General features: G+C 60.5%; 11 protein-coding genes. 8 read left to right on the top strand and 3 right to left on the bottom strand.

Features of this window, described 5'->3' with window-relative positions:
- Positions 1-67: 67 nt before the first annotated feature.
- Positions 68-982, bottom strand: coding sequence for a LysR family transcriptional regulator (locus ACQRBV_RS22010; RefSeq protein WP_104993745.1), 915 nt, complete (start codon positions 980-982; stop codon positions 68-70).
- Between the two features lie 268 nt (positions 983-1250).
- Between ACQRBV_RS22010 and ACQRBV_RS22005 the strand changes: the two genes are divergently transcribed.
- The 4 genes from ACQRBV_RS22005 (at position 1251) to pgm (ending at position 7588) form a co-directional block, all read left to right on the top strand.
- A complete protein-coding gene (locus ACQRBV_RS22005) occupies positions 1251-2273 on the top strand; it encodes a zinc-dependent alcohol dehydrogenase family protein (protein ID WP_060752890.1) in 1023 nt (340 codons plus the stop codon).
- A 705-nt stretch (positions 2274-2978) separates the two neighbouring features.
- Positions 2979-4397 (top strand): hypothetical protein, encoded by a 1419-nt coding sequence (locus tag ACQRBV_RS22000; protein ID WP_411984078.1) that lies wholly within the window; start codon positions 2979-2981, stop codon positions 4395-4397.
- A 36-nt stretch (positions 4398-4433) separates the two neighbouring features.
- Positions 4434-5840, top strand: coding sequence for a PLP-dependent aminotransferase family protein (locus tag ACQRBV_RS21995; protein WP_205343772.1), 1407 nt, complete (start codon positions 4434-4436; stop codon positions 5838-5840).
- A gap of 104 nt (positions 5841-5944) precedes the next feature.
- Positions 5945-7588 carry a phosphoglucomutase (alpha-D-glucose-1,6-bisphosphate-dependent) gene (gene pgm / locus ACQRBV_RS21990; protein ID WP_060752893.1) on the top strand — a complete coding sequence of 548 codons (1644 nt, stop codon included), beginning with the start codon at positions 5945-5947 and terminating at the stop codon, positions 7586-7588.
- A 157-nt stretch (positions 7589-7745) separates the two neighbouring features.
- On the opposite strand, the gene ACQRBV_RS21985 is transcribed toward pgm, so the two are convergent.
- Positions 7746-8441, bottom strand: a complete 696-nt coding sequence (locus ACQRBV_RS21985) for a pirin family protein (RefSeq protein WP_060752894.1) — start codon at positions 8439-8441, stop codon at positions 7746-7748.
- A gap of 217 nt (positions 8442-8658) precedes the next feature.
- On the opposite strand from ACQRBV_RS21985, the gene ACQRBV_RS21980 reads away from it, so the two are divergent.
- Positions 8659-11106, top strand: a complete 2448-nt coding sequence (locus ACQRBV_RS21980; protein ID WP_411984079.1) for a UvrD-helicase domain-containing protein — start codon at positions 8659-8661, stop codon at positions 11104-11106.
- Between the two features lie 37 nt (positions 11107-11143).
- Here ACQRBV_RS21980 and ACQRBV_RS21975 read toward each other — a convergent pair whose 3' ends face one another.
- Positions 11144-11428, bottom strand: coding sequence for a DUF1652 domain-containing protein (locus ACQRBV_RS21975; RefSeq protein WP_060752896.1), 285 nt, complete (start codon positions 11426-11428; stop codon positions 11144-11146).
- A 254-nt stretch (positions 11429-11682) separates the two neighbouring features.
- Between ACQRBV_RS21975 and ACQRBV_RS21970 the strand changes: the two genes are divergently transcribed.
- From ACQRBV_RS21970 to ACQRBV_RS21960, 3 genes are all read left to right on the top strand, one after another.
- Positions 11683-12492, top strand: coding sequence for a helix-turn-helix transcriptional regulator (locus ACQRBV_RS21970; protein ID WP_060752897.1), 810 nt, complete (start codon positions 11683-11685; stop codon positions 12490-12492).
- Between the two features lie 49 nt (positions 12493-12541).
- Positions 12542-13948, top strand: coding sequence for an NAD(P)/FAD-dependent oxidoreductase (locus ACQRBV_RS21965; protein WP_411984080.1), 1407 nt, complete (start codon positions 12542-12544; stop codon positions 13946-13948).
- A gap of 79 nt (positions 13949-14027) precedes the next feature.
- Entirely contained in the window at positions 14028-15107 is a 1080-nt protein-coding gene (locus ACQRBV_RS21960) for a polyamine ABC transporter substrate-binding protein (protein WP_411984081.1), read from the top strand.
- Positions 15108-15187: the final 80 nt, after the last annotated feature.

Here is a 15187-nt window from a genome sequence, read left to right as displayed (position 1 = left end):
ATTGGATGGATCTTCATGGTCTATCAAAACGCAGAAATGATCAGATAAACAGACCGCCATACGGCTTCTATAGACTGTCAGGATCCCCAAAAAACATCTGAATCCGCGACCGCAACCATCGTTCCCCCGGATCATTATCCTGCGAGCCACGCCACGCCATATGCAGTTCAAAACTGCGCACCGGCAGGGGTGGGTCTTCGGCGCGCAGGCCGCCGGCGGAGGTCAGTGCGTCGGCCGCGTAGTCCGGCACGGTGGCCAGGATGTCGGTGCCGGCCAGCAGGGTGCCTAGCCCGTTGAACTGCGGCACGGCGAGGACGACGTGGCGTTTGCGGTCGAGTTTTTCCAATTCTTCATCGATAAAGCCGCTGAGGTCGCCTGCGAACGACACCAGCGCGTGGGGGCGGGCGCAGAAGTCGTCCAGGCTCAGGGAGCCGGGGACGCTGTCGGCGCGCAACAGTTTGGGCAGGCTGCGGCGCAGTACCTTGCGCTTGGCGTTGGCCGGCAAGTCGGCGGTGTAGCTGACGCCGATGGAGATTTCGCCGGAGGTCAGCAGGCCGGGCATGAGGATGTAGTTGACCCGGCGCACCACCAGCACGATGCCGGGGGCTTCGGCGCGCAGGCGTTTGAGCAGTTGGGGCAGCAGGGCGAATTCGACGTCGTCGGACAGCCCGATACGAAACACCGCGGTGCTGGTGGCCGGGTCGAACTCGGCGGCGCGGCTGACGGCGGTGGAAATCGAGTCCAGGGCCGGGGAGAGCAGTGCGAAGATTTCCACGGCGCGGGCCGAGGGTTCCATGCTGCGCCCGGTACGCACGAACAGCGGGTCATCGAACAACCCACGCAGGCGTGACAGCGCCGCGCTGATGGCCGGCTGGCCAAGGAACAATTTCTCGGCGGCGCGGGTCACACTGCGCTCATGCATCAGGGTTTCGAATACAATCAAGAGGTTAAGGTCGACACGACGCAGGTCGTTACGGTTCATCTTGGGTCCTGGAAGAGTCAGCAAGCTTGACGAGAACGGCCATATTCAGAACCTTCAGATTCCATTCAAAAGTATGACCGGCATGAATCTTACGGGGAAAGACTGGTACTCTGCACCGGCTAATTGAGTTTTCCTACGAGTCTTGGGGTCTATTCCTCAGAAGCTGAATCAATGGCAGGCATGTTGACTATTAACGGCGACCGGTGGCCTTGCCCGGAAAGCCCAGATAGAGTTCATGGCATTAGAGGTTACTTTGGCGAGGTTTGCGATGTCCCGCACGATCCGTTTTCACAAGTTTGGTCCGGCCGAGGTGCTCAAGTGCGAAGAGCATGCAGCCGCACAGCCCGCACCGGGCGAAGTGCAGGTGCGCGTCGACGCGATTGGCATCAGTTGGTACGACATTCTCTGGCGTCAGAACCTGGCGTCTTCCCACGCTCGTTTGCCGTCGGGCCTTGGCCATGAGATGGCCGGCGTTGTTGTCGCCCTGGGCGACGGCGTGGACGACTTGGCAGTGGGTGATAAGGTGGCCAGTTTTCCGGCCGAGAGCCCCAATGACTACCCGGTATATGGCGAGCAGATCGTTCTGCCTCGCTCGGCCTTGACCCGTTACCCGGACGTCTTGAGCCCTATTGAAGCCAGCGTGCACTACACGCCGCTGTTGATCGCCTACTTTGCCTATGTGGACCTGGCGCGGGTCAAGCCGGGCCAGTTTGCCCTGGTGACTGACGCCAGCCACTGCGCGGGCCCTTCGTTCGTGCAACTGGGCAAGGCCCTGGGTGTGCGGGTGATTGCCGCGACCAAGGACAGCGCGGAGCGTGAGTATCTGCTGTCGCTTGGTGCAGAGAAGGTGATCGTGACTGAAGAGCAGGACCTGCTCATGCAAGTCAACAAATATACGGATAACCGCGGTGTGGATGTGGTGTTCGATGGCCTGGGTGGCCCGCAGATGTCGCTGCTCGGCGACGTGTTGGCGCCCCGTGGCAGCCTCGTGCTGTATGGCTTGCAGGGTGGCAACCAGACGCCTTTCCCGGCCTGTGCCGCGTTCCAGAAGAACATTCAGTTTTTCGTGCACTGCATCGGTAATTTTACCGGCAAGCCGGAGCTGGGCATCATCCAGGACCAGGTGGCTTTGCAACGTGCATTGCGCGACATCAACCAACTGACCGCCGACCGCGTGCTGGTGCCGTTGAAAACCACGGTGTTCCCGTTCAGCCAGTTCGTCGAAGCGCACCGCTACATGGACGAATGCCCGTGTCGCGAGCGGGTTGCCTTGCAGGTTGAGGCTGTTTGAGCTGTAGGAGTATTCGCAAATGAGCGCGCCTGGGTCCGAGTGGATGAGGCAAATACGCCATTTGTCAGGGCTTAACCCGCACCTGGGTTAAGCCGCCACCGGGCTGTTCTGCCCCGCAAACAATACCTTTGCCCCTTGCGCCGCCCTGAATTCCAGCGCGGCGTTGTTGTGTGGGCGCGATTAACGTGCGGCCGGTTGATCATCTGAACGGGTTTCTGGCGCTGTTCTGTATCTGTTATTCATTATTTGAGTGCCGATAATTGTGCCTTCACTGTCATCTCAAGGACTGAGCAATGATTGACTATCTGAAACTATCGCGTCGTTTTGCCAAAACTAATTCAGCCCTGCCTATTTGTATTGAAAGTTTATTGGGAATGCCTGGGCGGTTTTTCAGGGTTCGGTTGAAAGAGGTAAGTAATGTTGGTCAGATATTTCTCTAATTTATTAGTTAGAGCGGTGTAGGACGCTGTCGGATTATTCCTAGGGCTATCCCTTCTTTCGCCGTAGGGCGCGCAGGGTCGCGGCTCTCGTCGAAGGTGGTCATTTGGAATGCCACTGGTAACGCTCCGGTGGGTTTGTTGCAAGGTGCTAATGTTGATCCATCCTCGTACCCTGTAACGAGCAATAAACCTACAGATGTAATAGGTCAGGCAATTGCTCTTGGCAGTTGCTTGAAACTGATATTTCAACTCGGGTAGTAAAGCAATGAGCGCAATTCACGAGCAAGCCATGAACTATGTTTATCATCAAGTTCTGCAGCGGTTGATCGGGCACTTTACCCGTGCCGAGCGTACGGCACTTCAATTGTTGATCCAGCGAATTGTGGTGGCTGCCGGCGGCATGGAACAAGTCGGTGACTACAAGGTGCTCGTCGCCCATGGCGGTGGTGCTGTCAGCAGCTACACCCTGGCGCTGCTGCGGGCGGCGCAATTGACCATTGCCGGGCGGGCGCCCAAGACCTTTCATCTACGTGTAGCCACCTTGCGGCATGCGGGCATGACCCAGGCGACACTGGACACCCTGTACCAGGGCTACAGCGCGTTGTTTCTGCACGACGACCCCCGCGTAGACCTGCTCCTGGTGGAAAACCAGGAAGTGCTGCCATTCAATCACCAGCGCCCGCCGTCGAGTGCGGGGCGTGAGGTCAGCCAGCGCAATATGCTGATGATAGGGCACCTGACGTCCGGCGATATCAGGGCGACATTGTGTAACGACACCTACCTGCGCCTGGGGGATTTCTACCAACGGGTCACCACATGGGGTGGCGGGGTGCATGCGGTGGTCAGTGGCGATTCCGCGCGCACGCAAAGCCAATACCTGGCCTGGCTGAAAAAGACGGCCACTACGGCGGGCAGCACTCTGCCGCCCGGCAAGTCGTCATCGCTCAATGCGCTGTTTGCGCGCATGGAGGAGTGGAGCGCCGGTTGCTACCGTGACCTCTACGGCGAACATTATGTGGACATCGACAGCCCGGGCCGGGGCGGGCACCGGCATCTGGCGTATATCGGCATCGACGATCTGCTGGGGGAGGTGGACGTTGCTTCGACACCGCTGCTCACGCAGTTCCTGGCCCGTAAACCGGACCCCTTTGCGTTCCACTTCAGCCATTCGGCGTTCCCTAACCCATTGCTGATGGCGCATTTGCATGGGCTGCAGGCCCAATGCCTGCGGGAGCTGTCCTACGCGGAAGGGGTGGATAGCTTTGTCAGGCAAGCAATGGACGCCATGTACCGCCGGCACATTCCACACCACCTGATAGCCGAGGCAAGCTCAGATGACGGACGGATTCTGTCAGCGACCTATGCCCAGGAATTCTTCGGCCTGGATGAAGGGCAGTTGACCTGCCTGTTGTTCTCACCCTTCATTCACCATGGCGAGCGGCTGGAGGGCTACCTGCGCCAATGCCACCCGGGCATGCTGGTGGCGCTCCCTGAGCTGCACTACGTGTTGCAAGGCAAGCCGGCCGGCGATGTGTTGCAGCAATGGGCGGTCGATACCAGCGGGTTGTCGCTGCCGTTATTGCAACACCTGTACCGCAAGCGGCCGGTACAGATCGAACGGGGTGCCCAACTGCGCAACCGCCGCCTGGCCCAGGCGCAGGCGGCGCAGTTGTCGGGGCGTTAGCCGCGTGCACCGGTTTGTCAGCCCAGGTCAGCGCCAATGACCCTGCGCGGGGAGCGACAGGCGGATTTCGCTTACCAGGCGGTGTACCGCTACATGATCAACCTCATCAACGAGGTCAGCCTGGACACGCCGGTCAAACTGCCGTCCCTGCGGCAGTTGTCGGCACGGCTGAACGTGTCGATCTCGACGATTCAGTACGCTTACTCACTGTTGGAGAAGGAAGGACGGGTCTACTCAGTAGCCAAATCCGGCTATTTTGCCTGGCCGGCTGCGGTCAACCCGCAAATGATGGCGGGTGCCGATCTGCTCGAGCGCTTGTACGTAGCGGCGCGGCGTCCGGCAATGGCCGTGCTCAGTGGTGATGAGCCGGCGCTGCTGGGCTCACTCGACGGCGCTTTGCTGACGCTGGAGCGCCAACTGGTACGGCGCCATCCGCATCACCTGCAACCCTGGTCGCAACCCTGTGGCGTGTGGGAGTTGCGTACGGCGTTGGCGGCGCGCTACACCTCATCGCCCACGCGTTGCTGGCAGGCCGATGAGGTGTACATCGGGGCAGACGTGCGAGGCGTGCTGGAGATCCTGATTGATGCATTGGGCCTCAAGGGCAGTATGGTGGTGGTCGAGTCCCCCTGTGATTATTTGATCTTGCGCCTGTTGCAGGCTGCCGGTGTGCGGGTCGTCGAGTTGCCTTGGCAGGCCGACGGTTGCCTGGACCTGGCGATGCTCGAACAGCTGCTGCGTCACGAACCGGTGCCCCTGGTGTTGCTGTCATCGGTGGTCAGCCTGCCGTCAGGCAATGCGCTGTCGACCGCAGAGCGGCTGCGCGTGGCCCAGTTGCTGGAGCACTATGGCGGCTGGTTGCTGGAGAACGATACATTCGGTGAGCTGAGTTTCGCATCGCCCCCGGTCCCGCTGCGCAACCTGGTCAACCCGGAGCGGTTGATCGTGTTCTCCTCGTTCGAAAAGGTACTCGGGCCGGAAGCGCCGTTTGGTTATGTCTTGTCGCGCCACCTGAGCGGCGAGTTGCAGCGCCAATTTCTGCTGCGCTCATTCAGGCTGTCGTCGATCCGTCAACGCGCCATCGCCCAGCTTTACCAGAACGGGCGGTTCGACCAGCACCTGCAGACGTTGCGCGAGCACTTGTGCGAACAGGCTGAGGCCATGAGTGAGCGCCTGGATGCCCATCTGGAGGGGCGTGTGACCTATCGCATGCCCATCGCCGGGGCAAGCTTCTGGTTGGAATCGGTGGCAGCGGTGGATATGCGTCAGGTGTTCCAGCGCATGGTCGCGCAACACGTGGTGATTGCTCCGGGTGAGTTGTTCAGCCTCAGCGGCTTGCATTCTCAGCATCTGCGGCTCAGCCACACGTTCAGTGGGCAGCTGAACCTTGATATCACCCTGGATTGCCTGGCACAGGCATTGCGCCAGGCACAGATCGACTAGCGTATGAAAAATCTCCAATCACTGTCGGATCGATATCGTCGCGAAGTAGTCCAACTCCCAGTAAACTGTCACTTTTTCCGAATCCTTCTTTTCGAGGTTTATGCATGACTATCAGTCCTTTTGCGGGCAAGCCGGCGCCAGCTCAGTTGCTGGTGGATATCCCGCGACTGGTCACGGCCTATTACACCGGCCAGCCTGATGCAGCAATCTCCACTCAACGCGTGGCCTTCGGCACCTCTGGGCATCGTGGCAGCTCGTTCGAGCTGAGTTTCAACGAATGGCATGTGCTCGCCATCAGTCAGGCCATCTGCCTGTACCGTGAAGCCCAAGGGATCAATGGCCCGCTATTCGTGGGCCTGGATACCCACGCCCTGTCGACCCCGGCCGGCGCCAGCGCCCTGGAGGTCCTGGCCGCCAATGGCGTGCACGTGATGCTGGCCGAAGGGGATGAATACACCCCGACACCGGCGATTTCCCACGCCATTATCTGCTACAACCGTGGCCGCACCAGCGGCCTGGCGGACGGTATCGTCATCACGCCATCCCATAACCCGCCGCAAAGCGGTGGCTACAAGTACAACCCGCCCAATGGTGGCCCGGCCGACACCCACGTGACCAAGTGGATCGAAGCCAAGGCCAATGAACTGCTGGCCAATAAACTGGCCGGCGTCAAGCGCATCACCCATGCGCAGGCGCTCAAGGCCGACACCACTCATCGGCATGACTACCTCAACAGCTACGTGGCCGACCTGATCAACGTGATCGACATGGACGCCATCCGCAGCGCGGGCCTGCGCCTGGGCGTCGACCCATTGGGCGGAGCAGGGGTGCGCTACTGGTCGGCGATCGCTGAACACTACCGCTTGAACCTGGACGTGGTGAACACCGAAGTCGACGCCACCTTCCGCTTCATGAGCGTGGATTGGGACGGCCAGATCCGCATGGACCCGTCTTCGAGCTATGCCATGCAAGGGTTGATCGGCCTCAAGGAGCGTTTCGACGTCGCCTTTGCCTGCGACCCGGACCACGACCGCCATGGCATCGTCACCCCGTCCGGTGGCCTGCTGGCGCCGAACAACTACCTGGCGGTGTCGATTGACTACCTGTTCCAGAACCGCCCTGACTGGCGCGCCGATGCGGCCGTGGGCAAGACCGTGGTCAGCAGCGGCTTGATCGATCGCGTCGCCGCGCGCATCGGGCGTCGCCTCTACGAAGTGCCGGTGGGTTTCAAATGGTTTGCCGACGGGCTGTTCGAAGGCTCGCTGGGCTTTGGTGGCGAAGAAAGCGCCGGCGCCTCGTTCCTGCGTAAAGACGGCAGCGTGTGGAGCACTGACAAGGACGGTTTGATCCCGGCCTTGCTGGCCGCGGAAATGACCTCGCGCAAAGGTCAGGACCCGAGCCAGATCTACCGTGGCCTGACCGATGCCCTGGGCGAGCCGTTCGCGATCCGCGTCGACGCCAAGGCCACCCCGGCGCAGAAAGCGCTGTTGGGCAAGCTGTCGCCGGAGCAGGTCACGTCCACGCAGTTGGCCGGGGAAAGCATCCAGCAAATCCTCAGCCATGCGCCGGGCAATAACCAGGCAATCGGTGGCTTGAAGGTGATGACCGAAAACGGCTGGTTCGCCGCACGCCCATCGGGTACCGAGGATATCTACAAGATCTACGCCGAGAGCTTTATTGGCGAAGATCACCTCAAGCAGTTGGTGGAAGAGGCGCAGGTGCTGGTCGACGGCGCGATTTCCGAGTGATACCACTCAGTTTCTGAAAAGACTGTCACCGTGGCGAGGGAGCTTGCTCCCGCTGGGCCGCAAAGCGGCCCCCGCTTTTGATTTGAAAAGACTGGGCCTGCTACGCAGTCCAGCGGGAGCAAGCTCCCTCGCCACAGGTCATCCATGCCGCCGGCCGTCAGGCCAGATCGACCAGCACAATCTCGCTGTCCTCAATCGCCGTTACGCGCAATACCTGCTCATCCTGCACCGCAACACCGTCGCGAGCTTGTGCACGCAAGCCGTTGACTTCAATCACGCCGGTCGCCGGCACCAGATACGCACGCCGCCCGCTGTCCAGCCGGTATTCGGCGCTTTCCCCGGCTTTCAGGTTCGCTGCCACCAGGCGCGCGTCCGCCCGAATGCGCAGGCTCTCGCTGTCTCCGGCCTTGCCGCTGGCCAGGGTCACAAAACCCTCGCGGTCACCTTTGGGAAACGGTTTGGCACCCCAGGACGGCGGCAACCCCGATTCGTTCGGGATAATCCAGATCTGGAAAATCTTGGTCGGTGTGGCTTCCAGGTTGTATTCGCTGTGGGCGATCCCGGTGCCGGCGCTCATCACCTGAACGTCGCCAGCCTCGGTGCGGCCCTTGTTGCCCAGGTTATCGGCGTGGCTGATCGCGCCCTCACGCACATAGGTGATGATTTCCATATCGCGGTGCGGGTGCTGCGGAAAACCGGTGCCCGGCGCAATGATGTCGTCGTTCCATACCCGCAGGTTGCCCCAGTGCATGCGCTTGGGGTCGTGGTACTCGGCAAATGAAAAGTGGTGATGAGCGTCCAGCCAGCCGTGATGGGCGCCGCCCAACGTATTGAAGGGTCGAAGTTCAAGCATGATCGTCTCCTGTGAATGAGCCCATTTTCCGGCAGCGGATGATCGATAAAAAGCGTAAAAAGTGCCTTATTCCTATCAGTCGATTAGATGGGTTACGCGTGTTTTGACTTTCACTTCATCGCCTAACTGCATGACGATAAAGCAATTGGCTGGAACTGAACGCCGTTTCCGGCGACCATGGCGCACTTGTCGAAGCCAGTCCATCGCAGGAGTCCGCGTGCCGCAACAAAAGCCTGATCTACCGCCCGAACTGCGCCCACTGGCCGAAATGCCGCTACTCAAGCGTCTGGCGGCGCGCCTGTTTGGGCATGGCCTGACCCGTTTACGGGCCCAGCACCGGTTTTCCTGGCTGCATGGCCAGGCGGATGGTTTTCGCAGCGGGCACGAGGCCGGCGTGGAGTACGGCTACCGCGAGGGTAAGGCCGATGGTATCGAGGAGGGCCGGCAAGTCCTGTTGATTCGTGACTTTCGACCGGACGAGCATCGCGCGCCGGGGATCGACGACAGCCTGTTCGATGATTGGCGCCTGCCGCTGACCGCCGAGGTGAAAAAACGCATGAAGGCCGACGTCGCCCGATTGCTGCCCGAGCATGCCCAGCCCAGTGCGGCGCAGTGGAAGATGATCTTCAGCGACACGCCCTCGACCTCGGTGATTGCCGGGGCGGGCGCAGGTAAATCCACCTCGCTGGTGCTGCGTATCCTGCTATTGACCCATTATCTGGGCTTCGAGCTAAGCTCGATGACGGTGGTGACCTTCACCCGCGAATCACGCAAAGACTTCATCAACAAGCTCATGCAGATTCTCAGCCTGTGGGGCCAACCCCTTGGCCTCAAAGAGGCCCAGGCTGTGGTGCGTACCTTTCACTCGCGCATTTTGCCCATGGTGCGCAGTTTGCCGGGCTTTGAACGGCTGCAAGCCTTCGAGAACCTCGGCAGTGGGGTTGAAGACGCCGACAGCAACCCGTTCGACCTGCGGATCAGCGACGCGCAGCGCCAACAGCTGAATGCCTGCTACCACCACTTGCATGGTCGCCATGAACGCTTCCGTGAACTGATCGTGCCGCTGGCGCGCCAGGGCCTGCAGCTCAAGGAACTGGAGCGCGACCACCCGGATGTGCAAAAGCGCATGGCGGTGACCGAATTGGCGGCCAAGCGTGATGAAGAACTCTGCGATGTGATCGAAGACCTGTGGTTTCGTGCCGGCGCCTGGCCGATAAAAGGCATTGAGCCCAGCCGGCAGACCTTCGAGATCAACGGTGCGCAGTTTCATTGCCATGGCTACATCGCTGAGCTGGACGCTTGGGTGGTGTTGGGCTTCGATGCCCGGGAGAACGCCCAGATTACACGCCCCAATGCCAAACTGTCGGTGCGTGCGGAGTGGGCGGTAAAGCGCACCCTGTTTCAAGCTTTCTGCCGCAAGCCTTTGATTTGGCTTGATAACTACGAATCATCTAAACGGCTTTTGGGCAGCCTGGCGGGGGATGCCACGGCGGGCCCCGGGTTTGACTACAAGGTTAAAGGCGAACTGGCGTCGGCGCCGCTGCTGGACAGCTTTGTCACGGCTGCCGGCTTTATCGAAAACCTTGGCCTGGACGTACCCACTGCCGTGGGCCGGATGAGCTTCGCCAAGGACGACCCCGACCGGTTCTTCTTCGAGGCCCTGAGCATTTTCTGGAAAGCCCTGGAAGACCATCTGCTCGATCAGTCGCCGCCGATCATGACCTACAACCGCATGTTCTCGCTGTTCGGTGAAAACACCCCGGAAAACCTCAAGTTGCTCAGCGACCCGCTGCTGCGCCCGATGTCGCACCTGATGATCGATGAGTTCCAGGACGTATCGCCGCAGATCGTGTCGTGGCTTCGCGCCAGCCTGCGTGAGATCCGCAGCCGTGGTCCGGCGATGCACGTCGGGCGTGGGGCGCAGCGTTCTTCGTTACTCTGCGTCGGGGACGACTGGCAGTCGATTTATGGTTGGCGCGGCAGTTCGCCCCAGTATTTCATTGCGTTCAACCAGGAATTCCCGTCACCCGCGACCACCCGTGTGATGCTCGGCGAGAACTACCGCAGCCACCAGCACATCATCGACGCCGCCGAGCATGTCGTGCGCAGCGCCCCGGCGATTCCCGGCAAAAAAGCCAAGGCCAGCGGCGCCCCCAAGCCCTTGGTCCCGGTTGCGGTGCTTGAGCGCGATGACGCCATGCTTGGCCGCACGCTGCTCGAGCATTATCAAAAAGGCGATTCGGTCTTGATGTTGTATAGAAAAAGCAGTGATAAGTTATTGATTAAGGAGCATATTCAGTCTGTAGTTAATCTGGATTCTAGCTTGCCGCCAGCGGCTCGTAGGTTGAAACAGCTGACTTATCACAGTGCCAAGGGCTTGCAGGCGGATGCTGTTTTTCTGCTGGGCGATTGCCAACATGTCACCAGCTCGCCCTACAAGAACCAGGTTTACCGCATGGCCGGGCTGGGCAAGGACGGCGACAGCGAGCCCTATGACACAGCGCAAAGAGACGAAGTGCTGCGCCTGGCTTACGTCGGTATCACCCGTGCGGTGAGCCACTGCTATTGGTATGTCGAGAAACCGGAGGGCCAGGGCGTGAATGTGCCCAGGGCCTCGGAGCGGGTAGATGGCAAGAAAGCGTTCTTCGACGACCGGCGTGGATGACTCCGGCAGGGCCGCTCACGACGGCCCGGGCAAGGCATCAAGCCCGCAAAGACAGCGGTGGTACAAAGGACTCCAACTCATCCTCCACCGCCTCGATGATGCGCTCTACATCAGAGGCATTCATCACCGTGGCGCAGGGGATGCCGGCGATGGCGATCAAGGTCTCGCCGCTGGCCCGGTCGAACAGGCGCACGATCATGCTGCCAGGCGCATCCATGCTGCCTTCGAAACCCATCGGATGAAAATGCCAGCGCATCAGCTGGCAGGCGTTGGGGAACGTCACTTTGTTCAGGTTGCCGTGCATATTGCCCACCTTGTTCATTGAGCGCTTCCTTTAGCTCGCGGCAGGGCCAGGACCGTCAATGGTCATGGTTTGAAGAATTTCAAAAATAGCATTCGTTCGTAACCGTCATGTGACTTTTTTTGTCCCGTTCGGCAGTTGTTTACTGACTCTTTGATGTAGGTCATGTCCTGGTTCAAATCAGGCAAAAAGCCATTAGTGATCAGCGCTGATCGACCCTTGAAGCGGTCGTGATAATTCGGCAGTCTCACCATTTACCCGCCACAGAGCCTTATATGCCCGACAGCGCCTCGGCCGATGATTGCCAAACCACCCGGGCCACGGCTGAACTGGTGTTGCGTCACCACCTGTGCTGGCGCCATCGCGACCTGGATGGGGTCATGGCCTACTACCATCCGGACATCCAGTACCACGACTTCTTCCAGAACCGCGTGGTGGGCTACGCCGAACTGCGTGAGTACCTGCAAGCCAGCATGCCGCGTGGGCCCGATGAGGCCATCGCCCATGCTGACCGCATTCGCGCCGACGGTGACACAGCCTTCATCCAGTACTGCATCACCTTGCGTGGCGGCCAGGGGTTGGTGTCGTTCCGCACCAGCGAAGCGATCACCGTGCGTGACGGGCTGATCTGGCGGGTCAATGAATACGCGTCCCTGGTGCATGAACAACCGGCCCAGGCTATACGCCCGACCGTCAGTCGCCTGGGCCTGTCGCCGCACCAGTTGGGGCATATGGCCAACGACCTGCAGCAGTATTTCCAACAGCAGCAACCCTATCTGGACCCGGAGCTGGATTTGCAACGGGTGGCCAAGGCGTGTGGCTACAGCCGCAATCAGATGTCCTACCTGCTGAACCAGGTGCTCGGGCAGAGCTTCTACCGCTACGTCAACCAGGCACGGCTCCAGCACTTGTTGGCCGAGTTGGACAAGGCCACGTCGCCGATAAAAGTCGATGAGCTGGCGTTCGCTGCGGGTTTCAACTCGTTATCGGCGTTTTACAGCGCATTTCGCCAGCACACCGGGCAGTCGCCCAAGGCTTACGTCAAGCAAATTTCTCTGCGTGCACGCGCGCAAGACAGCCCATAACCTCACGCCCTAGGATCGTCCCTATCGAAATGAGGTAGGGGAGCCCGGCATGCCGGCATGGCGCAAGATCAGTTTATGGATGGACCAGTTGGACGACCCGCTGCTGGCGCGGCCGGCGCTGGCCCATGACCTGGATGTCAACGTGGCCATTATCGGTGCCGGTTATACCGGGCTGTGGACCGCGTATTACCTGAAGCGCCAGGCACCCGAGCTGAAAATCGCGATTATCGAGGCACACACCGCAGGTTTTGGCGCGTCGGGCCGCAACGGTGGCTGGCTGATGGGCAACCTGTTGGGTGAAGACCGCTTGTTGGCGGGCCTCGACCCGCAACAACGCCGGGCCTCATTCGATCTGTTGCACGGCATACCGGATGAAGTGGCCCAGGTGTTGGCCCGTGAAGGAATCGACTGCGACTACCGCAAAGGCGGGGCCCTGTATTGCGCCGCACGCTACCCCGAACAGGAGCGCAGCCTGCGTCGTTACCTGGACAAACTCCACGCCCAGGGGCTGACTGAACACGACTACCGCTGGTTGAGCCCGCAACAGTTGGCCGAACAGATCCGTATCGCCAAGCCCTATGGCGGCATCTATGCGCCGCATGTCGCGACGATCAACCCCGCCAAGCTGGTGCGCGGCCTGGCGCGGGTGGTGGAGAACATGGGGGTGACGATCTACGAAAACAGCCCGGTGACCCACTGGCAGTCCGGCCGCCTGCGCACGGCCCAGGCCGGCGTGCGCGCCGCCTGGGTGGTGCCGGCGGTGGAAGGCTACGCCAACACATTGCCGGCCCTGGGGCGTTATCAGTTGCCGGTGCAGAGCCTGATGGTCGCCACCGAGCCGCTGTCCGCCGCGACCTGGGATGAAATCGGCTTGAGCCATGGCCAGGCGTTCGGCGAAAGCAGCCGTCAGGTTACCTACGGCCAGCGCTCAGCGGACAATCGCCTGGTGTTCGGGGCGCGTGGCGGCTATCAGTTCGCGGGGAAGTTGCGACACAACTTCGATCTGACCGACAGCGAGGTCGATCTGCGTCGTTACCTGTTTGGTGAACTCTTCCCACAGCTGAAGAAGGTACGGATTACCCACTCCTGGGGTGGCAACCTCGGCATGTCACGCAACTTCCGGCCACATATGTTGTGTGACCACAAGACCGGTATCGCGCTCTCTGGCGGTTATGGCGGGGAGGGCGTCGGCGCCACCAACCTGGGCGGTCGCACCTTGGCTGACCTGATCCTGGGCCTGGATACGCCATTGACCACCCAGCCCTGGGTGATCCGCGAGCGTGGCCTGGACGCACTCAAGCCCTGGGAGCCCGAGCCCTGCCGCTGGCTGGGCTACAACGCGATCATTCGCAGTTTTGTGCATGAAGACCAGGTGTTGGCCGACCCCCATACCGCGCCTTGGCGGCGCAAGTTGGCGAGCGCCGTGGCCGGCTTCATGGAAGGTTTCATGCACTGATCGTTTGACTCGCACGAACGCTTTGGATCCTTGATCGCCTGCCATAACAACAGCCCTGAAACCGCCAGGAAATCGAACCATGAAAGCCATTGCCCTGTTTCCCCTGATATTAGCGGCGTCTATCAGCCAGGCCGCTGAGACGGTGAAAATCTACAACTGGTCGGACTACATTGCGCCCGACACCACCAAGAACTTCCAGAAAGAAACCGGCATCGGTTTCACCTACGATGTGTACGACAGCAACGAGACCCTCGACGGTAAGTTGATGACGGGGCAATCGGGTTATGACGTGGTGTTCCCATCCAACCACTTCATGGCCCGGCAGATCGAGGGCGGCGCGCTGAAGAAGCTCGACAAGCGCCAATTGCCCAACTGGAAAAACCTCAACCCGGTATTGCTCAAGGCCCTGGAAAACAACGACCCGGGCAACGCCCACGGTTTTCCCTACCTGTGGGGCAGTACGGGCATCGGCTACAACATCGACAAGGTCAAGGCCGTGCTCGGCGACGACGCGCCGGTGGATTCCTGGGACTTGATCTTCAAACCGCAAAACATGGCCAAGCTGCAAAAGTGCGGGGTGGCGATCCTCGACAACGGCCCGGAGCTGTTGCCGGCCGCGCTGAACTACCTGGGTTTGCCGCCCCACAGCAAGCAGCCTGAAGACTACAAAAAAGCTCAAAACCTGCTGATGAAGGTGCGGCCGTATGTGGCGTACTTCCACTCCTCGAAATACACCGCCGACCTGGCCAATGGCGACATCTGTGTGGCTGTCGGTTTCTCCGGCGACATCCTGCAAGCCGAAAGCCGTGCCAGGGAAGCCAAAAACGGCGTGAACATCGGCTACAACATCCCCAAGGAAGGCGCCGCCATCTGGTTCGACATGGTCGCCATGCCCGCCGACGCGCCCGATGAAAAAGCCGGCTATGCGTTCATGAACTACCTGCTGCGCCCGGACGTGATGGCCAGCATCACCAACTACGTGCACTACGCCAATGGCAACAGCGCAGCCGACAGCCTGGTGGACCCGATGATCAAGGCCGACACCAAGGTGTACCCGAGCCCGGAAATGATGGGCAAATTGTTTGCCCTGGAGGCGATGCCGCTGAATATCGACCGGGTGCGTACGCGGGTGTGGAACACCATCCGTACCGGCCGCTGAAGCCTGTAGTGAGCGGGCTTGCCCCGCGCTGGGTGGCGCAGCCGCCCCAAACCCAGGCACCTCGGTCCTCCTGAAATACC

The organism is Pseudomonas sp. R11F, from assembly GCF_050312575.1.
Classification (GTDB): domain Bacteria; phylum Pseudomonadota; class Gammaproteobacteria; order Pseudomonadales; family Pseudomonadaceae; genus Aquipseudomonas; species Aquipseudomonas palleroniana.
The sequence above is the reverse complement of the archived record's forward strand: the minus strand, read 5'-3'. Positions and strand labels throughout refer to the sequence as shown.